Source organism: Variovorax sp. P4_B10, assembly GCF_056402375.1.
In genome coordinates this window covers 1-18,820 of sequence record NZ_JBFUHN010000062.1, presented here as the reverse complement: position 1 = coordinate 18,820, position 18,820 = coordinate 1, and the positions used below count along the sequence as shown (strand labels likewise).

Sequence of the window (18,820 nt, the reverse complement as noted above, 5' to 3'; positions counted from 1 at the left end):
GACACGCCCCATGACACGTTTTCTTCACTCCGCCGACTGGCAGATCGGCCGCCAGTTCGCGACCTTCGATCCCGAGCACGCGCCGATCCTGGCCGAGGCGCGCATCGCGGTGGTCGAGCGCCTCGCGGCGCTGGCCACCGAGCACCAGGTGGATGCCGTGCTCGTTGCCGGCGACGTCTTCGACGTGCAGACCGTCTCGGAGCGCACGCTGCGCCGGCTGTTCAACGCGCTCGCGAGCTACACGGGCCCCTGGCTCATGATTCCCGGCAATCACGACGCCGCCCTCGCAGAAAGCGTGTGGACGCGCGCGCAGCGGCTGGGTGCCGTGCCGTCGAACGTCCACCCGCTGCTCGCACCCGAAGCCCGCGTATTCGAGGCGCAACGCTTTGCCGTGCTGCCCGCGCCGCTCGCGCAGCGCCACACCTACAACGACCTCACGGCCTGGTTCGACGCGGCCGAAACGCCCACGGGCATGCTGCGCATCGGCCTGGCGCACGGCAGTGTGCAGGGCCTTCTGCCGGAGGACATCGATTCGACGAACCCGATCGCGCCCGACCGCGCATCGACCGCGCGGCTCGACTACCTCGCGCTGGGCGACTGGCACGGCTGCAAGCGCATCGACGCGCGGACCTGGTACGCCGGCACGCCGGAGCCGGACCGCTTCAAGGACAACGGATCGGGCCAGGCGCTGCTGGTGGACATTGCAGCGCCAGGTGCCGAGCCGCAGGTGACCCAGCTCGCAGTCGCGCAGTTTCGATGGCAATCGATCGGTGCGGCGTTGCAGATCGCCAGCGACGCCGACGCATTGACCGTGCAACTGGACCAGTTGGGCTCGCACGATGTGGTCGACCTGCGCGTGCAGGGCCGGATCGACGTCGCGGGGCTGCAGCGCCTGCAGGCGGCCATCGGTCGCGCGGAGGCGCGCGCTCGCCATCTGCAGGCCGACCTGTCGGCGCTGCGGCTCGTGCCCACCGACGAAGACATTGCCGGCCTGCAGGCCGACGGCTACCTGGGCGAGGTGGTGCAGGAACTGCGCGACGCGCAGGCCGACCTCGACTCACCGGAGGCGCGCATTGCCCAGGATGCGCTCGCGCTGCTGGCGGCCGAACTGGCGCAGCGCGCACCGGGCGCATCGGCCGCGGCCTCCACGGAGCACGCGTAAGCCATGAAGCTGCAGATCACCCGCCTACGCGTCGAACAGCTGCGGCGTTTTCGCGCACCGTTCGAGCTCGATGGCTTCGAGCCCGGACTCAACATCGTGGCCGCCGCCAACGAAGCGGGCAAGAGCACGCTGGTGCGCGCCATCCGCGCGGCCTTCTTCGAGCGACACCGCTCCACGGCCGTGGAAGACCTGCGACCGTGGGGAGAGGGCAGCGGCGCAGCGCCGCAGGTCGAGCTCGACTTTCTGATCGACGGGCAGGGCCACCGGCTCGTGAAGAGCTTTCTCGGCAAGAAGCGCTGCACGCTGGTCGCCGGTGCGCGTTCGTTCGACGGCACGGACGCCGAGGACCACCTGGCCCAGCTGTTCGGCTTTTCGTTTGCCGGCAAGGGCGCGAGCAAGCCAGAAAACTGGGGCATTCCAGGCTTGTTGTGGGTAGAGCAGGGGCGAGGGCAGGAGCTGGACGTCAGCCATGCGCGCGACCACCTGCATGACGCCCTTCGGGAGCCCGCAGGCGATTCGGCGGCGGCATTGGCTGCGAGCGGAGGCGACGCGATTCTCGAAAGCCTGCGCGCGCAACGCGACGAACTCCTGACCTCGACGGGCAAGCCGCGCGCCGCCCATGCCGAGGCCATTGCACAGGTGGCAGCACTGGAGACGGAGCTCGGGGCGCTCGACATGCAAATCACGGCCTACCGGCAGCAGGTGGATCAACTCGCGGCGATGCGCCAGCAGCACCAGGCCGACGAAACGGCCAAGCCGTGGGAAGGCCTGCGCCTGGAGTTGCAGGCCGCGCAGGGCCGCAACGAAGCGCTGCAGGCGGGCCAGGCGCAACTGCGCAACGACCGCGCTCGCCTGCACCAGTTGCAGGACACCCGGGATCTGCTCGCGAAGGAACTGGCCGGCCTCGCGCAGCAACAGAGCGTGGCGCAGGCGCGCGAACGTGCCTGCGAGGAGGCTGCGAAGCAGGTGCAGGACAGCGACGCCGCCGCGGCCCATGCGCGCCAATACGCGGCGGACGCACAGCGCCGTGTCGACAGCGCCCGCGAAGCCTGGCGCGCGGCGAGCCAGGAGGCCCAGCGGCGCAATCTCCAGCAGTTGCAGCAGCAGGCCCAGGCCGATGCAGCGCGCAGCGCCGAGAGCCTGGCGCGCGCGGAGGAGGCCAACGAGCGGCTGGCGGCGTTGCAAGCCACCACCGCGGCGGCGCCGAAGATCCGGTCCACCGATGTGGAGCGGCTGCTCAAACTCGAGCGCGCCGAGCGCGATGCCGATCTGCGCCGCCAGGCCGTGGCCACGCGCTTGCAGTTCGTGCTGCCTGAGGGCCAGGTTCTTGCACTGCAAGCGCGAGATGAGGTTCACGACCTGAGCGGGCAGGGCGAACGGCTCATAGACACCCCCGCGACGCTGCATCTGCCGGGCGGCGGGCAGTTGATCATCACGCCGGGCGGCGACGACCTCGTGGCGCTCGCGCGTGCGCACGGTGACGCGCGCGATGCGTTGCGTGCGGCGCTGCTGGCCTGCGGCGTGGACGACATCGCACAAGCCCAGGCGCGGTTGAGTGCCTCGGCGGATCTCGATGCGCAGGTCAAGCTCGCGCAGCAGGCCCTCGGCATCGTCGCGCCGCGCGGGCTGGAGGTGCTGCGCGGCGAACTCGCGCAGGCGCAGTCGCGTATCGCGACCGCGCAGGCGGCGCAGGAACGCCTGCCGGCGGCATCGGCCGAACCCGCCCTGTCGATCGAGGAGGCCGAAGCCGGGCAGGGGGCCGCCGTGGCGGCCGAACAGGCGACCCAGCAGACGCTGACCGAAGCGCTGCGCCGGCAGTCGGTCGCACAGGAGGCGAGCGAGACGGCCCGGCGCGAACTCGCGGCGGCCCAGGCCACGTTGGCGGACCCGGGCCGGCAACAGCGCCATGCCCAGGCCAGCCAGCAATGGCTGGCCGTGGGCGCCGAGGCCGAGGCGCTGACCGCTCGCATCGACCTGACGAACGCCGACGTGCAGGCCGCACGGCCAGACATCGTGCTGCAGGACATCGACCGGCTGCAACGCAGCATCGAGCAGGTCACGCGCAGTCATCAGCAGCGCCGCGAGCAGTTGCTGCTGCTGGAAAACACCCTGCAGCAGGCCGGGGCACAGGGCCTCGAGGAACAGAGGGAGGCACTGGCCGGGCAGCTCGCGCAGGCGCAGCGCCGGCATGCCGATCTGCAGCGCCGCGCCGATGCGCTCACGCTGCTGTGCGACAAGCTCGAGCAGAAACGCCAGGCGACGCTGACCCGGTTGCAGGCGCCGTTGCAGGCGCGCATGCAGCACTACCTGCCTCTTCTGATGCCTGGAGCGACCGTGCAGATGGACGCAGGGCTTGCGCCCGCCATGCTGACACGGCCCAACGCAGCCGGCGTGGCCGAGAGCGGGCAGTTGCAGGAGATGAGTTTCGGCGCGCGCGAGCAGCTGCGGCTGATCAGCCGCTTCGCCTATGCAGACCTGCTGCAGGAGGCCGGCCGGCCCACGCTGCTGATCCTGGACGACGCGCTGGTCCACAGCGACGCTCCGCGGCTGGTGCAGATGAAGCGGGTGCTGTTCGACGCTGCGCAGCGGCACCAGGTGCTGCTGTTTACCTGCCACCCCGAAGACTGGCGCGACATGGGTGTTGCGCTAAGGGCGCTGGCCTGAGACCTGGGGCCCGTTGCTCTCGACGCGAGCGAACGTTTCGGATTCCTGGTTCACGGCCGTAGCGTGCGAAACGGCTGGTGTATTCGCGGTTGTCTGGCGGCTACCCGGACCGCCTATGCCGTGACCTTCTGTTCGATATCGAACAGACCGAAATGCGTTGCGTTGGTAACTTGATGCCAGGCAAGCATCAAGGAGCATGTCATGAGCATTGGCACCATTCTGTTGATCATTCTGATCCTCGTTCTGGTCGGGGCGTTTCCGTCATGGCCGCACAGCCGCGGCTGGGGCTACGGTCCGAGCGGCATTCTCGGCATCATCGTGCTCGTACTGATCGTCTTGTTGTTGACGGGGCGCATCTAGTACTGCGGTGTACGCGAGTTCATCAACCGGCGACTTCACCTGTATCGATGCGAGGATTCGCAATGCCCATGCAATTGCTCGAGCGGCTTTGCTCCGCAGAGATGCCCATGACCATCGATGCGCATGAGGACATCGAGAAGTGTGACTTGTTGCGCGCTGCAAAGCTGATAGTGGCAGATATTCCGCCATTCATGCATCACCAAGGGCGAACAACCTACTCCGGTCAAGCCACGGTGAGGCGGGTGACGGCCAGGGGCGAAGCGGCCCTGAAGATGCGCGCTTGCTCCCTGTTGAACTCGGCGCAACGCTCCCCCTCTCCGTTGGCGTCGGACGCACGGTGACGAGGCGGGCCTGGCTGCGCCCCGCATTCGATGTCTCGCCAAAAGTGCTGTCGTCAGCCAGCGTCTACCAATTCCCAGTGATTCGCCAGGTGCATGAGGTGAGCGCGCGTGTACTCGGATTTACTCAGTGCGCCGTAGGCGAAGTGCGGTGCAAGCGCCGCGCTGTGTCGTTCGAATCGATTCAGTGCGTCCATCAGGTGCTCCACGGCGGCGTTCAGCGGCTGTCCTGAAACAATCGCCGGTGCGCCCGGTATCGGCTCTTCCAGTCCATGGCTCATCTTGCCGCGCGCCGAGAACACTGCAAACGCCATGCTGCCCAACGAAGCGCGGAACCATGCAGGTTTCAGCTGTGGAAAGCCATCCAGGGAGTATTCGATGCTTTGCGCGGAGTGGTGCAGCACATGGGCCAGGTCCCAGCCCGAGCGGGTATGCAGTGGCGCCTCGCGCAGGCGCTCGAGCGTGTGCATGGCGTGAGCAAGGTCGGAAAATTCATCCATGGCGATCGGCTGGTTGGAATGCGTGGCGACGTATCCGACGCCTGCGGCGGCGGTGCCCGCCAGCAGCACGCCGCCGGCCAGCAGGGCGCGCCGGGGACGCGAGACAGGGCGGACATCCGCGAGGTGAGTGTTCATGTGGTGCCGGATGGTATGTCTGGCGCCGCGTCGAAACTGTCAAATTAGCGACGATCTCCGATTAAGCGGATTTATTCTGGCGCAACGGACGGCAGCGCAATCAGCTTGCATCGGCGCGGTCAATCCCGTACGCTGGCCCGACGTCCACGCGCAACGCCCGAGCCCCTGCAGGCCGCCGGGCCGGCCTTCCGGACGCCAAGGAGCCCATGCCATGCCAAGCCGATCGAACGGCCTCAAGGCCGAAATGGAAGCAGTGCGAACGCTGGCGCTCGTCGGCGCCGCTGCCGCCGGCAAGAGCTCCCTCGCCGAGGCCATGCTGTACAAGGCGGGCGCCATCGGAGCGTGCGGCAGCATCGAGCGCGGCAGCACCGTCAGCGACCACGACCCGCTCGAGCGCCGCATGCAGCACTCGCTCAACGCATCGGTGATGCACCTCACGCATGCCGGCACGCGCATCCACTTCATCGACACGCCCGGCGGCCCCGACTTCCTCGGCCAGAGCCTGCCGGCGCTGGAGGCGGTCGAGACGGCGGCGGTGGTCATCAATGCCGCCACCGGCATCGAGCCGATGACGGTGCGCATGATGGAGTACGCGGCCTCGCGCCACCTCGCCCGCATGATCATCGTCAACAAGATCGACTCGCAGGGCGTCTCGCTGGCGGGCCTGCTGGCCGACATCCAGGCGACCTTCGGCCGCGAATGCCTGCCGCTGAACCTGCCCGACGGGGTCGGCAGGCAGGTGGTGGACTGCTTCTTCAACCGCTTCGGGCGTTCCGACTTCGGCCCCGTCGAAGCGGCGCACCGCGCGCTGGTGGAGCAGGTGGTCGAGGTCGACGCGGCCTTCGTCGACCGTTACCTCGAGGAGGGCGACGTGGATCCGGCCGAGCTGCACGCGCCGCTCGAGCAGGCGCTGCGCGAAGGGCACCTGATCCCGGTGTGCTTCGTCTCGTCGCGCAGCGGCGCCGGGGTGGCCGAGCTGCTGGACGTGATCGTCAAGCTCCTGCCCGACCCGACCGAGGGCAATCCGCCGAACTTCATCGTTGGCGAGGGTGCGGAGGCCAAGCCCATGGAGGCCAGGCCCGACCCGTCGCTGCACGTGCTGGCGCACGTGTTCAAGGTCACGATCGACCCCTATGTCGGCAAGATGGGCATCTTCCGCGTGCACCAGGGCACGCTCACGCGCGACAGCCAGCTCTACATCGGCGACGGCCGCAAGCCCTTCAAGGTGGGGCACCTGTTCATGCTCCAGGGCAAGGACCATGTCGAGGTGTCGCGCGCGATACCGGGCGACATCGTGGCGGTGGCCAAGGTCGAGGAGATCCATTTCGATGCCGTGCTGCACGACGCGGCGGAAGACAGCCATGTCCATCTCGCGCCGCTGGCCTTCCCGGTGCCGGTGTACGGCCTGGCCGTGGAGCCCAAGCGCCGTGGCGACGAGCAGCGCGCCTGGGAGATCCTGGGCAAGCTCGCGGCCGAGGATCCGTGCCTGCGCATCGAGCACGTGGCCGCGACCAACGAGACGGTCCTCTACGGGCTCGGCGAGCTCCACCTGCGCATCGTGCTCGAGCGCTTGCGCGAGGTGCACCGCTTCGAGGTCCAGACGCGGCCGCCGCGCATTGCCTACCGCGAGACCGTGACCGCACCGGCCGCAGGCCACCACCGCCACAAGAAGCAGACCGGCGGCGCCGGCCAGTTCGGCGAAGTCTTCCTGCGCATCGAGCCGCTGGCGCGCGGTACGGGCTTCCAGTTTGCCGACGAGGTCAGGGGCGGCGCGATTCCGGGCCAGTTCATTCCCGCGGTCGAGAAGGGCGTGCGCGAGGTGCTGGTGTGCGGCGCGATCGCCGGCTACCCCGTGGTCGACGTGCGCGTCGTGGTGCACGATGGCAAGCACCACAGCGTCGACAGCAAGGACATCGCCTTCGCGACCGCCGGCCGCAAGGCCTTCATGGCCGCGATCCGCGAGGCCCGGCCGGTCGTGCTCGAGCCGATCGTCCAGATCGAGATCGCCGTGCCTGAACATTCTGTCGGCGACGTCACGAGCGACTTGTCGTCGCGGCGCGGCCTGGTCACCGGTACGTCCGCCCTGGGGGGCGGCACGGTGACCGTCGGCGGGCAGGTGCCCATGGCCGAACTGGCCAACTACCAGTCGCGGCTCAATGCGATGACCAGCGGCCAGGGCCGCTACACCATCGCGTTGTCGCATTACGAAGCCGTGCCACCGGCCGTCCAGCAGACGCTGATGGGGGAGTATCGGGTGCGCGAAGAAGACTAGCGGCGGCCGCCGTGGCACGGATCGCCGGGCTGCGCTCAGGCCACCGGCGAGATGAACGAGATCAGCCGTCCCATGCGGGTGATGAAGTTCGACGTGACGATGAACTGCGGTTTTTCACGCTTCACATACGGTGCGATCTCCGGCGGCGCATCGGCCGGATAGGGAGAGGTGTCGTAGATGTCGCCCACGTAGCGGCTGCTCCAGCCCGACTGCAGCGGCTGCACCGCCGAGGTCCACTGCATCCGCTGCATGCAGTCCAACGTATGAGTTGTGGCCATCCATCGAACCATCCAAGCAGTGTGAAAATGACACGGGTCGGGCCTGCAAGGCTCGCGCAATCCACATCTGTCCACATCGGCTGAAACAGCCGCTCATCCCATGCGCCCCTTGGCCGAATCCCTCGATTGCATCAGCGCCTTCGTTTCCGGCAAGGCCTCGGCCTCCGAGTTCGAACAACAGCTCTATCGCGATCCGGGCATGGAATCGTTGCTGTCGGAGGAGGGCGCTCCCCGCCACTGCCATACGGGAACGACGCTGTTCCACTACCTGATCGGCCTCGACTACGGCAACCCTGGCCATCTCCTCGACGCACAAGACGTGCTGGCAGCACTGCTCAAAAAGCATGGCGCCGAGACAATTTCTTCGTCGGCCGTGGGCGACGACCACGAACTGCTGTTGTCTGCCCAGCCGCGCTGGCTGGATGTGGACGTGAAATACCTTTCCTCATTGCTCGCTTCTTCGCCGCCGCTACCGCCCAAGGAACGAAAGGCATGGCTCCGCCGGAGGCTCCTGGAACTGTTCCGCTGCGCAAAGACGCCGCCGCGCTGGCTGCAATCTCCATCGTGGCCCATGGGCGACGCCGGACCGTTGGTGTTTCTCGGTCAATTCGCGGTCAACGGGTACTTTCATGACGATGCGGCGGTGTTCGTCTTTCATGATCCGGCCACCAGCAGGTGCACATCGATTGTTCAGGTTGCTTGAAGGTTGCGCGAGACCCGCGTTCGGACGCGCGCCGGGGCGGCTGTCAGGCCCAGACCCGGCTGGGCCCTCGGATCGGGCAAAAAAATAGGTCACCGCAAGCATGGGGCGGGACTAACATTCAATCGTTCCACGTGCGGCGTAGCACGAGGCTGCCGCGGACCAATTGCTCACTCGTGCGAGGAGAGTAGTGATGCCCAGTCCGATGAATGTCACCAAGCTTCAGACGAAATCCCATGACGAACCGGATGAGGTTCGGGAACCGGAAAAGACGCGGGTCGAAGTGGTCCGCCTCGAGGGGTACACGCTGGGACGCTTCCAGTTTCAGCCCGGGTGGCGCTGGTCGAAGTGCATCAAGCCGGTCGTCGGCACGGACAGCTGCCAGGTCGCTCACGTTGGGTACGCGGTTTCCGGTCGGGTCACCGTGCAAATGAATGACGGCTCGAAGACCACCATTGAAGAAGGCATGTCGTACACCATCCCTCCGGGCCACGACGCATGGGTCGAAGGCGACMAACCGTTCGTTGGCCTCGAGGTGATGAGCGCAGAGGAATACGCAAAGGCCAAGAGCTGACCTTGGCGGGCCCGATTCGGGATGGTCGAACGGGAATGCGATCCGTACAGAACGGTCGAAGGTCCTCTCGCAGCCAACCGGTACTCAGTTCTTCAAGGGAACGATGCTGAACCGCAGGACATCGCCGGAGCGGCGCCAGGATCAGTGGGAGCGGCAATGTTGAATGCCTTCGCCGACCCGCAGCTCGCTCGCGCACGGCGCGATCGCCGGCTGGTGGGAGCGTGCCTGGTGCTGCTCGTTGCTCTCGCGTGGCTGTATCTGGCGATCATGGCCGAAGCGACGGCAGCGATGGACAACCCACTGCGCAGCTCGCGCGCGATGTGGCTGATGCCGATGGGAGAGTGGGGCGTGCGGGAGTTCGCGCTCGGCTTGGCCATGTGGACGGTGATGATGGTCGGCATGATGGTGCCGAGCGCGGCGCCGATGCTGTTCGCCTACCTGAACGTGAGCCGCTCGCGGCCCGCGGGGCTCTCGCCGATCGCAGCGACGGCTGCTTTCCTGCTCGGCTACCTGCTGGTGTGGGGTGGGTTCAGCGTACTTGCAACCACCGCGCAATGGGCGCTGCACGCGACCGAGCTGCTCGACCCCACGATGCGCAGCGCCAGCGTCGTGTTGAACGCGCTGCTGTTGATCGCGGCGGGTGTCTACCAATTTCTTCCCATCAAGAACGTCTGCCTGTCGAAGTGCCGGCTTCCCCTCGGCTTTCTGCTCACCGAGTGGCGCGACGGGTGGACCGGCGCGGTGACGATGGGCCTGCGGCACGGCGCTTTCTGTGTCGGCTGCTGCTGGCTGCTGATGGCGCTGCTCTTCGTCGCGGGTGTGATGAACCTGCTGTGGATCGCGCTGCTGTCCGTCGCTGTGCTGGTGGAGAAGGCGCTCCCCTTCGGGCGCCAAGCCGCWCGCGTCGTCGGCGCGTTGATGATCGCGGCGGGCCTGGGGGTCTTGGTGCTGGGCTGAGGCCAGGCTCGCCGCCTGGAAATTCGACTCGCCGGTGCCTATACTTTATGTGGGGCTGGGTTGCGCGGGCGTTGGCTGTTTCAGGCGGCCGAAGGAGACGACGATGACTTGGCAGATGGATGCGACGATGCTCGAGATGTGCAGCTGCAAGGCGTTGTGCCCATGCTGGCTCGGCCCGGATACCGTCCCGGACGAGGGTTGGTGCGCCGGCGCGTTGCTGATCGACATCGAGAAGGGCGCGATCGATGGCCAGGACGTGGGTGGCTGCCGTGCCGCGCTTGCGGCCTGGTGGCCCGGCAATTTCTTTGCCGGCAACGGCACCGCCCGCTTGTACCTGGACAGCAGCGCCAGCGACGCGCAGCGCAGCGCGCTCGAGGCTGTGTTTTCGGGCCAGAAGGGCGGCATGTTCGGCGCCGTGCTCGGGCCGGCGGTCTCGAAGTGGCTGCCCGCGAAGAGCGTGCCGATCGACATTCAAGGCGGCGATGCGCCGTCTTTCTCGGTGGGCGACGTGGCCAAAGGCACGCTCACCCGCTACAAGGACGGCGCGGGCAAGACCGCAACGGTGCAGGGCACGGCGGCGCAGGGGGCCTTCCAGAGCACCTCGATGGAGATTGCGAGCGCGAAGGGTATGCGCTGGACCGAGCCCGATGTGCGCGACTGGGAGGGCGACTCCAGCACGCTGCACAAGGTCCACTGGGCCGGTTGAGCGGCGCGTTCGGATCAGGATCGACTGGCAAGGGCTGCTTTCACATTCCTTGAGAGCTCGACCAGCGGGCCCGCAAGCGTCGACTCAGTCTCGGCAATGCTGGCCTTCGTCGTGACGCTCACGTTGAGCACGTACACAGGTCGGCCTTCCACCACGACCGGCATCGCGAGGGCAACCACCTCCGGTTGCCAGGAAGCCGTACAAAAGCCGCGTTCAGCCACGCTCCGGGCTGCGCTTCTGATCTCGTCACGAATCTGGTTCCAGCCGCTCTCGCGTCTTTCGCGGAACTGCGCCATGAGAGCGCGCCGCCTGGGCTCTTCGACGACCGCCAGGTAGGCCCGGCCAAGCGACGTGAGCTCCATCGGCACCCGCTGGCCCGCAACGACGTTGCGCAGCGAAACCCTTCGGTTGTAGCGCACCGATTCGAGGTAGACCATTTCGTCCCGGTCCGGAACAGCCAGGCCGACATTGATGCGAAGTTTCTCCGCCAAGGTCCGCATCAGCGGAGCGACCGTGTTCAACACAGGGGAGCCGGCGCGCATGGCGTGGGCAAAGCTCAATACCGGCGCGGCAAGCCGGTAGGCCCGAAGGGTGCGGTCGTGCTCGAGCATGCCGACTTCGACCAGTGTCTGTGTCAGGCGGCTGACGGTGGYGCGCGAAAGCCCGGTGCGCTCCRCGATTTCTCCGTTTCCCAGCGCGTCGGCACCCGGCCTGAAGGCACGGAGGATCTCGATCCCCCGCTCGAGAGAGCGGTTCAGCGTCGGCTCTTCGAAATGTTGGCGTCTGGTGGGCGTGGGCACGGAGGGTTGGCACTGAAGGACAAGCCCGAAGTGTAATTCCACTCGTTGGAAATAGGGGGGTGCGCAGGACGCTTTGAAAACCTAAGCTCAAGGCGCTCGATGAGAAGACTCAAGCCGCCATCGATCCTGCCTTTTTCGACCCTGTTCCAATCGGAGACAACCATGCAAAAAAGCCTGCTCTCGGCACGCTTCAGGACCGCCCTGGTTCTTTTTTCGGTCGCAGCTTCGACCACCGCAATCTCGACGCCCGTACTCGCAGCCTTCCCCGACAAGCCCGTCAAGATCGTCGTGCCGTTCGCGCCCGGYGGCGGCACGGATCTGGTCGCCCGCACCATGGGCATCGCAATGGGCCAGGAGCTGGGCCAGCCGGTCATCATCGACAACAAGCCCGGCGCCGGCACGATCATCGGGACGGACGCGGTGGCCAAGGCCGCACCCGACGGCTACACGATGGTGATGGCCACCGTCGCCCATGTGGTGAACCCCAGCATCCAGAGCAAGTTGCCCTACGACCACGAGAAGGCCTTTGCACCCGTCATGCTCGTCGGGGTTTCGCCGAATGTGTTGGTGGTGCGCGCAGACAGTCCACTCAAATCGGTCAAGGACCTCATCAACGCGGCCAAGGCGAACCCGGGCAAGCTCTCGTTCGCGTCCCAGGGCGCAGGCACTTCGGCGCACCTCGCCGGCGAACTCTTCAAGAACCTGACGAAGACGAACATCACCCACATCCCCTACCGGGGCGCGGGTCCGGCCATCACCGATCTGCTGGGTGGGCAGGTGGACGTCATGTTCGCAACAGCGGCTGCAGTGGGCACTTTCGTCGAAAGCGGCAAGCTGCGCGCACTTGCAGTGACCACGGCCACGCGATCGTCCTCCCACGCCCTTGCCAAGGTGCCCACGATGGCCGAAGGCGGTGTGCCCGGCTACGTGGCCGACAGCTGGTACGGCCTGTATGCGCCCGCCGGCACTCCGGCTGATGTCATCGCCCGCCTGAACACCGCCGCCAGGAAGGCCGTCCAGACGGAGGCCTTTCGCAAGCGCGTGGAAGGGGAGGGCCTCGTGATCAACGCAGGCTCGCCGGCGGACTTCGACAAGTACGCCAAGGGCGAGGAAGCGCGTTGGCGCAAGGTCGTCAAGGAAAACAACATCACCAACGAATGAAGGAAACGGTGAAATGACTGAACAACTGATCGAGCTGGAAGTTGCGGACGGCATCGCCACGCTGTGGCTGAACCGCCCCGAAAAGCGCAACGCCATGAGCGACGACATGCGCACGCAATTCATCGCGGCGCTGGAGCATGTGACCCACGACAAGGCGATTCGCGCACTGGTGCTCACCGGACGCGGCAAGGGCTTCTGCGCCGGCGGGGATGTTGCCGGCATGGAGCGGCGGATGCGGGCTCCTGCAGGCGAGGTCGGCTTCAACGGCTGGAGTCGCCAGCAACGTGTTCACCACACCCAATCGCTCCTGCACACCATGCCCAAGCCAACGATCGCTGCCGTCAACGGGGCTGCTTCCGGCCTGGGGGCCGACACGGCCCTGGCATGCGACTTCATCATCGCTTCGGATGCGGCGAGCTTCACCTGGTCTTACATCCATCGCGGCATCGTTCCCGATGGCGGCGGCATGTACTTCCTGCCGCGCCGGGTAGGCCTCTCGAAAGCCAAGGAACTGATCTTCAGCGGCCGAAAGGTCGAGCTCGAAGAGGCCCTCAGCCTTGGCATCGCCGATCGCCAGTCGGATGCCGAGACCCTCGTCCCCGATGCGCAGCGCTGGGCGGCCGAGATGAGCAAGGGATCGGCCACCGCATTGGCGCTCGGAAAGACGATCCTCAACCAGAGCTTCGAGTTGTCCGCGCACCAGGTGTTCGCACAGGGGAGCCAGGCGCAGGGTATTTGCTACACCAGCACCGAGCATCGCGAGTCGGTGATGGCCTTCCTGGCCAAGAGCAGCGCGAAAAACGAGACGACGAAATGACCGAGATGAACGCCATCACCAGGCTCCTCAAGCCACGCAGCGTCGCAGTGATCGGTGCTTCGGCGGATGCCGCCAAGACCGCCGGCCGCCCGGTGGCTTACCTGCGCAAGCACGGATTCACGGGCGAGATCTATCCAGTCAACCCGCGTGTCGATTCCATTGGCGGGCTGACCTGCTATCCCGACATCGCTTCGATTCCCGGCACACCCGATGTGGGCATCGTGTTGCTGGGCGCGGAGCGGGCGCATCAGGCCGTGCGCGAACTCGCGGCCAAGGGGACTGCTGCCGCGATCGTGCTCGCCAGCGGCTACACGGAGACTGGGGAGGAGGGCGCGCGTCGCCAGCAGCAACTGATCGAGGCGGGCGGCAGCATGCGGATCCTCGGCCCCAACACGATCGGGCTTGTCAACCTGACCGACAGCATCGTGCTTTCCGCCAGTGGCGCGCTCGAGATGGATCATTTCCCGGTCGGCGGGATCGGCGTGGTCTCTCAAAGCGGAGGCATCCTGGGGGCGCTGCTTTCGCGCGCCGCCGCACGCGGAATCGGCCTGTCGAAATTGATCTCGACCAGCAACGAGGTGGATCTGGACCTGGCGGATTTTGTCGATCATCTGGCTGACGACGCGGACACCAAGGTCATCGCCCTCTACGTGGAGAGCGTCCGCAATCCCGAGAAATTTCGCGCCGCTGCGCTGAAGGCGGCTCGCGCGGGCAAGCCTGTCGTGGCGTTCAAGATCGGTCGCTCCGAAGCCGGTGCGAAGGCAGCCGTATCGCACACCGGTGCATTGGCAGGCGCCGACAGCATGTACGACGCGTTGTTCAGGCAGGTCGGCGTGATTCGCGCCCAGACCTTTGGCGATCTGCTCGACATTCCGGTCGCGCTGGCCACGGGCCGCAGGCTGCGCGGCAAGCGCGTGGCCATCCTGACCTCGACGGGCGGAGCTGGAACCCTGGTTTCGGACGATCTGGGCATGCGAGGCTTCGAGACGCCGGCGCCGGATGCTGCAACGGCCGAGGCTTTGCGCGCGTTGCAGTCCGGCGATCACGCCGTGCTCGACCGCAACCCCATCGACGTGACCTTGGCGGGTCTACAGCCGGACTTGCTGCGCGGCGCCATCAATATCCTGCTCAAGAGCCCGAGCTACGACGCGCTCGCGATCATCGTCGGCTCCTCCAGCCTGGCCATGCCGGAGCTGATGGCGGGTGCCATCCAGGACTGCCTGCCCAACTCGGACAAGCCCGTGATCGCCTACGTGAGCCCGCACGCGCCCGAAGTCGCGGCGTTGCTCACGCAGCGCGGTGTGCCCGCGTTTGCCGCAGCCGAAAGCTGCACCAGTGCGCTGGGCGCCATGCTGGACGTCGGCAGTTGGCAAGAGCCGAAGCCGTCCAGCGCGCCTGCGGCGGCTGTGCGCATCGACGACCTGCCGGCAGGCTCCCTGGACGAAGCCCAGGCCAAGCAGCTGTTCACTCGCTTCGGCGTGCCCTGTGCGCGTGAGGTGATCGTGACCACGCCAAGTCAAGCCGAAGCTGCGGCGAGCGAACTGGGCGGCCGTGTCGTGCTCAAGATTCTGTCGGCCGAGATCACGCACAAGAGCGATGTCGGCGGCGTCGCCGTGAACCTGACGGCCGAGACGGTGGGGGCGCGCCTGCAGGCGATGGCCTCCGAGGTCGAGAGCAAGGTAGGCGTGCGGCCTCAGCGCTTCCTGGTGCAGGAAATGGTGGGCGGCGGCACGGAGCTGATCCTGGGCATGCACCACGATGCGTTGGGCACGGCCATCCTGTTGGGCATGGGCGGCATCACGGCCGAGTTGTTCAAGGACACCACGATGCGGCTGCTGCCCGCCCAGGGTGGTCTGAGCCACGAGGACGCGCTCTCCATGGCGCGCGAGCTGAAGACCTGGCCTTTGCTGGACGGATTCCGCGGTCGCCCCAAGGCCGATGTCGAGGCGCTTGTGACTGCCATCGTCGCCTTCTCGCAGATGGCAGCCCAGTTGGGCGACCGCTTGCTCGAGGCCGAGATCAACCCGGTCTTCGTGCTGCCGCAGGGGCAGGGCGTGCGTGCCGCCGACGGGGTGGTGGTGCTTGCGGATCCGGAGAATTGAAATGCACGCTACAGAGACATTCGCCCGTTACGCAGCGGAGTTCCGCCGGCAGTCCTTGCCGCCCGAGGTCGCTCACCATGCGAAGCGCGCCGTGATCGATTGGTACGCCTCGGTGTTCCCCGGCCTGGCCGCCGCGCCCGTTCAACAACTCGAAGAAGCCTTGGCCGACGACCTCGACCGCGGTCGGGCTTCACTCATCCTGGGCCGCTCGGCCACAGCGCGCGCGGCAGCGCTCATCAACGGAACGGCCGCTCACGCAGCGGAAGTGGACGACAGTTTCCGCGACGCCATGTACCACCCGGGCGCCGCGACCATTGCGGCCGCCTTGGCCGCCGCCCAGGACGTTGGCGCGAGCGGTCTCGAATTCCTGCGAGGTGTTGTCCTGGGGTACGAGGTGTCGACGCGCATCGGCGTCGTCATGGGCCGGCCGCATTACAAGTACTGGCACAGCACGGGAACGGTCGGCAGTTTCGGCGCTGCGGCCGCGGCTGGTTGCTTGATGTCGCTCGATGAGGTGGCCTTCGCGCATGCCTTGGCGACGGCCGCCACCTTCACGGCGGGCCTGCAGCAGGCATTCCGCATGGACTCGATGTCCAAGCCGCTGCATGCAGGCCGCGCCGCCGAGGCCGGCGTGCTTGCGGCCCGGCTTGCGGCCCGGCTTGCGGGGCGCGGCGTTACAGGCTCGCTCGACGTGCTGGAAGGGGAGATCGGCTTGGGTCAAGCCATGAGCAACGGTCCGGATTGGTCGCAGGCAGGGGTGACACTGGGACAGGACTTCCACATCACCAGGCTGACCTTCAAGAACCACATCGGCTGCGGTCACACCTTCGCCGCCATCGACGGCGCGCTGGAGCTGAAGCAGCGTCACGGTCTCGAAGCCGGCGATATAGAGCGCGTGCAGGTGGCGACGTACCGTCCAGCGCTCGACATTGCCTGCTACACACATCCGACCACGGCCAACGAAGCGCGGTTCAGCCTGACGTACGTCGTGGCTACGGCGTTGACGCACGGCAGCGTGCGCCTCGTGGCTTACGAGCCGGCCCGGCTGGATGACCGGGTCACGCGCGCGCTGATGGAGCGCATCGACGTCACGGTCGATCCAGCACTGGATGCGGCATTTCCGGGACAGCGCGCCGCGCGCGTCGTGATCGAAACCCGCGACGGGCGTCGCCTCGACCACCTCCAGCCCAATCGCAAGGGCGACCCCGAGCAGGCGCTGACAGATGGCGAGCTTGAGGGAAAGTTTCTGGAGTTGGCTTCGCCCGTGATTGGAAGCGAACGTGCTCGTGCGCTGCTGGCGCAGATCTGGGCGCTGGATACCGGCGCGGCGCTGCCTGGCGCCTGAGGGCCGAGCGCGGGCAGCCGCGACGCTCCGTGGTCGGCGAGCTCCTCGAAGTTTTCATGGGCCAGTCAACGCCGTCTGCAGTGGTGGTTTGCTTTCGCCTACAAGAGATGCCTGTCCCACCCGACACGGCAACGCGGTCGGGATCTCCTAAATACCTGCTTCGCAACCCCTTTTGCTCCTTTGAAAGACAGCCATGGCAGACGACGCAAAGACCCCCTCCCAACTTGCCGACGAAGCACGCCAAGCCGGGCGAGACGCATCCACGGCGGCCAGCGGGCTCGCCGACGAGGCGAAGACGATTGCCGGCGACACGGTCCAGGCCTTGCGGTCAAGCGCCTCGGATGCGAAGGCGACCGCGGGCGAGGCCCTCGACACCGTCCGAGGTATTGCAGCGGATGCGAAGGACGTTGCCGCAGACGCCGTCGGCACTGGCAGGGTCTACGCGCAGGACGCTGTCAACGAAGTCGGGAGAAGAATAGTGAACCTCAGGGAACGCGCGGCCGAGTGGCAGGAGTCCTGCGCGAAACAGATAGCAGCCGAACCGGTGAAAGCGGTATTGATCGCTGCCGCAGGCGGTGCATTGCTCGCAGGCTTGCTTCTGGCTTTCGACCGTTCCGGACGACGATATGACGACTGACCGCCGGCTGGGCGATACCGAGGGTCCTCGCGACGGCTTTCTCGGCCGAGCGCCACGCTGGGAGCGGCTCTTCAAGCGCATCGGTTTGAGCAACAGAAGCGCCGCTGATCAGGAAGWAGGGCGGCTATCTTGAGATGGGTGACGTATTTGGTTTGACATGCACTGATTCAGCTTTCCCCTCTGGAGAGAGCCGGTTGGTGCACCTGTCAAAACGATTGCCAGGATTTTGGCTGAGGCAATTGATTTGACAGGCCGCTGGCTTAGCGATGGTGGTTGACCTTCGGTAAGAGACTCCAATTCAGGGTCAATTTTCGGCGGCAATCAACAGACAGGGCGTTCCGGAGGCAGCGCAGGCTGATTCGATGATTTCATGGACGATGCTTTCGTCTTTTTCTCTTGCTTGGCCCGTTACCGAAGGACGTGTTCTGGCACAGGCGGAGCGCCCTCGACGATGTACACGCGCGACTTCGCCGATTTGAAGCGAATGGGCCGGATCGCCCGGTACGCTGGCGAGTCGTACCAGGCCTGTGCCTGCTCGAGGCTGGGGAAAGCAATCATGACGATGCGTTTGCCAGGCTCGCCTTCCAGTGACCTGACCTGCCCACCCCGCACGAAGTAGTAGCCGCCGAAGGGCTTGAAGGTCGAGTCCACTTGCGCGCTGTAGGGCTTGATGCCCTCCGGATCCGTGACCTCGAATTCCGAGACGTAGTAGGCCGGTGCCTTGGTGGCAGAAGCCTGCGTGTGCACGGCATCCGCTGCGCAGCCGCTCAGGACGACGGCGGCAAGAGCGGAAATCTGCAGGCTCTTGATGTGGGCGAAAGAGATCATGGATGCAAGCGTGGTGTGGTGAATTCAGCGTGAGGGAAGGCCGAGGGCAATGGGCTGCGCCTCCATGAGCTTGCGCGAAACGATCATGGACTTGGTGACCTCGACGTACTTCTTGAAGTGCGGCGAATCGATATGCAATCGATACGCCGCGTCATCCGCGTAGATCTCGAAGAAGCGCAATTGGGCGGGCTGCTCCTTCAGTGCAACGGCATAGATTGCCAGCACGCCCGGCTCGATGCGGATCGACGTGTCGATTTCTTCCGTCACGGCGTCCTTGTAGGCCTGGAGCTGGGCTGGATCGATCGTGAGTTCCGCGACGCGCACGAGCGGCTGGCCGCTCAGGCTTGCCTTGGCTCCAAGACGCACGGGTACGACTTCATGCAGTTCGCGGCGCAGCATCATGGCGTCGGTCTCCGCGCGAAATTTCTGGAAGTGGGGCGTCTGCACGTGAGCCCTGTAGGCCTGCGCGTCGACATACATCTCC

General features: G+C 66.3%; 19 protein-coding genes. 14 read left to right on the top strand and 5 right to left on the bottom strand.

The window, feature by feature from the left end:
• Window positions 1-10 precede the first annotated feature (10 nt).
• The 4 genes from AC1DXX_RS24385 (at window position 11) to AC1DXX_RS24370 (ending at window position 4,527) form a co-directional block, all read left to right on the top strand.
• Window positions 11-1,162: a metallophosphoesterase family protein gene (locus AC1DXX_RS24385; protein ID WP_478136792.1), complete on the top strand. Its 1,152-nt coding sequence runs from the start codon at window positions 11-13 to the stop codon at window positions 1,160-1,162.
• A gap of 3 nt (window positions 1,163-1,165) precedes the next feature.
• The gene (locus AC1DXX_RS24380; RefSeq protein WP_478136791.1) at window positions 1,166-3,826 is read left to right on the top strand and encodes an AAA family ATPase; all 2,661 of its coding nucleotides are present in this window, start codon (window positions 1,166-1,168) and stop codon (window positions 3,824-3,826) included.
• Between the two features lie 201 nt (window positions 3,827-4,027).
• Window positions 4,028-4,186 (top strand): DUF3309 family protein, encoded by a 159-nt coding sequence (locus AC1DXX_RS24375; RefSeq protein ID WP_478136790.1) that lies wholly within the window; start codon window positions 4,028-4,030, stop codon window positions 4,184-4,186.
• Window positions 4,187-4,254: 68 nt separating this feature from the next.
• Window positions 4,255-4,527, top strand: coding sequence for a hypothetical protein (locus AC1DXX_RS24370; RefSeq protein WP_478136789.1), 273 nt, complete (start codon window positions 4,255-4,257; stop codon window positions 4,525-4,527).
• Window positions 4,528-4,580: 53 nt separating this feature from the next.
• Here the strand turns inward: AC1DXX_RS24370 and AC1DXX_RS24365 are convergent, their stop codons facing one another.
• Window positions 4,581-5,159: a DUF1569 domain-containing protein gene (locus AC1DXX_RS24365; RefSeq protein ID WP_478136788.1), complete on the bottom strand. Its 579-nt coding sequence runs from the start codon at window positions 5,157-5,159 to the stop codon at window positions 4,581-4,583.
• Window positions 5,160-5,370: 211 nt separating this feature from the next.
• Here AC1DXX_RS24365 and fusA point away from each other — a divergent pair, with 211 nt between their 5' ends.
• Window positions 5,371-7,431 (top strand): elongation factor G, encoded by a 2,061-nt coding sequence (gene fusA, locus AC1DXX_RS24360; protein ID WP_478136787.1) that lies wholly within the window; start codon window positions 5,371-5,373, stop codon window positions 7,429-7,431.
• A 35-nt stretch (window positions 7,432-7,466) separates the two neighbouring features.
• Here fusA and AC1DXX_RS24355 read toward each other — a convergent pair whose 3' ends face one another.
• Window positions 7,467-7,709, bottom strand: a complete 243-nt coding sequence (locus tag AC1DXX_RS24355; RefSeq protein ID WP_478136786.1) for a hypothetical protein — start codon at window positions 7,707-7,709, stop codon at window positions 7,467-7,469.
• Window positions 7,710-7,809: 100 nt separating this feature from the next.
• Between AC1DXX_RS24355 and AC1DXX_RS24350 the strand changes: the two genes are divergently transcribed.
• The 4 genes from AC1DXX_RS24350 (at window position 7,810) to AC1DXX_RS24335 (ending at window position 10,646) form a co-directional block, all read left to right on the top strand.
• Window positions 7,810-8,412, top strand: coding sequence for a hypothetical protein (locus tag AC1DXX_RS24350; RefSeq protein ID WP_478136785.1), 603 nt, complete (start codon window positions 7,810-7,812; stop codon window positions 8,410-8,412).
• A gap of 190 nt (window positions 8,413-8,602) precedes the next feature.
• Complete coding sequence (locus AC1DXX_RS24345) at window positions 8,603-8,983, top strand: cupin domain-containing protein (protein WP_478136784.1); 381 nt, start codon at window positions 8,603-8,605, stop codon at window positions 8,981-8,983.
• Between the two features lie 156 nt (window positions 8,984-9,139).
• Window positions 9,140-9,940 (top strand): DUF2182 domain-containing protein, encoded by an 801-nt coding sequence (locus AC1DXX_RS24340; RefSeq protein ID WP_478136783.1) that lies wholly within the window; start codon window positions 9,140-9,142, stop codon window positions 9,938-9,940.
• Between the two features lie 103 nt (window positions 9,941-10,043).
• Complete coding sequence (locus AC1DXX_RS24335; protein WP_478136782.1) at window positions 10,044-10,646, top strand: DUF1326 domain-containing protein; 603 nt, start codon at window positions 10,044-10,046, stop codon at window positions 10,644-10,646.
• 14 nt (window positions 10,647-10,660) lie between these two features.
• Here AC1DXX_RS24335 and AC1DXX_RS24330 read toward each other — a convergent pair whose 3' ends face one another.
• Window positions 10,661-11,446, bottom strand: a complete 786-nt coding sequence (locus tag AC1DXX_RS24330) for an IclR family transcriptional regulator (RefSeq protein ID WP_478136781.1) — start codon at window positions 11,444-11,446, stop codon at window positions 10,661-10,663.
• Between the two features lie 162 nt (window positions 11,447-11,608).
• Between AC1DXX_RS24330 and AC1DXX_RS24325 the strand changes: the two genes are divergently transcribed.
• The 5 genes from AC1DXX_RS24325 (at window position 11,609) to AC1DXX_RS24305 (ending at window position 17,508) form a co-directional block, all read left to right on the top strand.
• On the top strand, window positions 11,609-12,607 hold the full coding sequence (locus tag AC1DXX_RS24325) for a tripartite tricarboxylate transporter substrate binding protein (RefSeq protein WP_478136780.1): 999 nt from the start codon (window positions 11,609-11,611) through the stop codon (window positions 12,605-12,607).
• Window positions 12,608-12,620: 13 nt separating this feature from the next.
• Window positions 12,621-13,424 carry an enoyl-CoA hydratase/isomerase family protein gene (locus AC1DXX_RS24320; protein ID WP_478136779.1) on the top strand — a complete coding sequence of 268 codons (804 nt, stop codon included), beginning with the start codon at window positions 12,621-12,623 and terminating at the stop codon, window positions 13,422-13,424.
• Window positions 13,421-15,526 carry an acetate--CoA ligase family protein gene (locus AC1DXX_RS24315; protein WP_478136778.1) on the top strand — a complete coding sequence of 702 codons (2,106 nt, stop codon included), beginning with the start codon at window positions 13,421-13,423 and terminating at the stop codon, window positions 15,524-15,526. The genes AC1DXX_RS24320 and AC1DXX_RS24315 overlap by 4 nt, the downstream gene beginning before the upstream one ends.
• Window position 15,527: 1 nt before the next feature.
• Window positions 15,528-16,871, top strand: coding sequence for an MmgE/PrpD family protein (locus AC1DXX_RS24310; RefSeq protein WP_478136777.1), 1,344 nt, complete (start codon window positions 15,528-15,530; stop codon window positions 16,869-16,871).
• Between the two features lie 193 nt (window positions 16,872-17,064).
• Window positions 17,065-17,508, top strand: coding sequence for a hypothetical protein (locus tag AC1DXX_RS24305; RefSeq protein WP_478136776.1), 444 nt, complete (start codon window positions 17,065-17,067; stop codon window positions 17,506-17,508).
• 408 nt (window positions 17,509-17,916) lie between these two features.
• Here the strand turns inward: AC1DXX_RS24305 and AC1DXX_RS24300 are convergent, their stop codons facing one another.
• Window positions 17,917-18,336, bottom strand: coding sequence for a DUF1330 domain-containing protein (locus AC1DXX_RS24300; RefSeq protein WP_478136775.1), 420 nt, complete (start codon window positions 18,334-18,336; stop codon window positions 17,917-17,919).
• Between the two features lie 24 nt (window positions 18,337-18,360).
• The coding region (locus AC1DXX_RS24295) for a putative quinol monooxygenase (protein ID WP_478136774.1) at window positions 18,361-18,820 on the bottom strand (460 nt) is incomplete at its 5' end.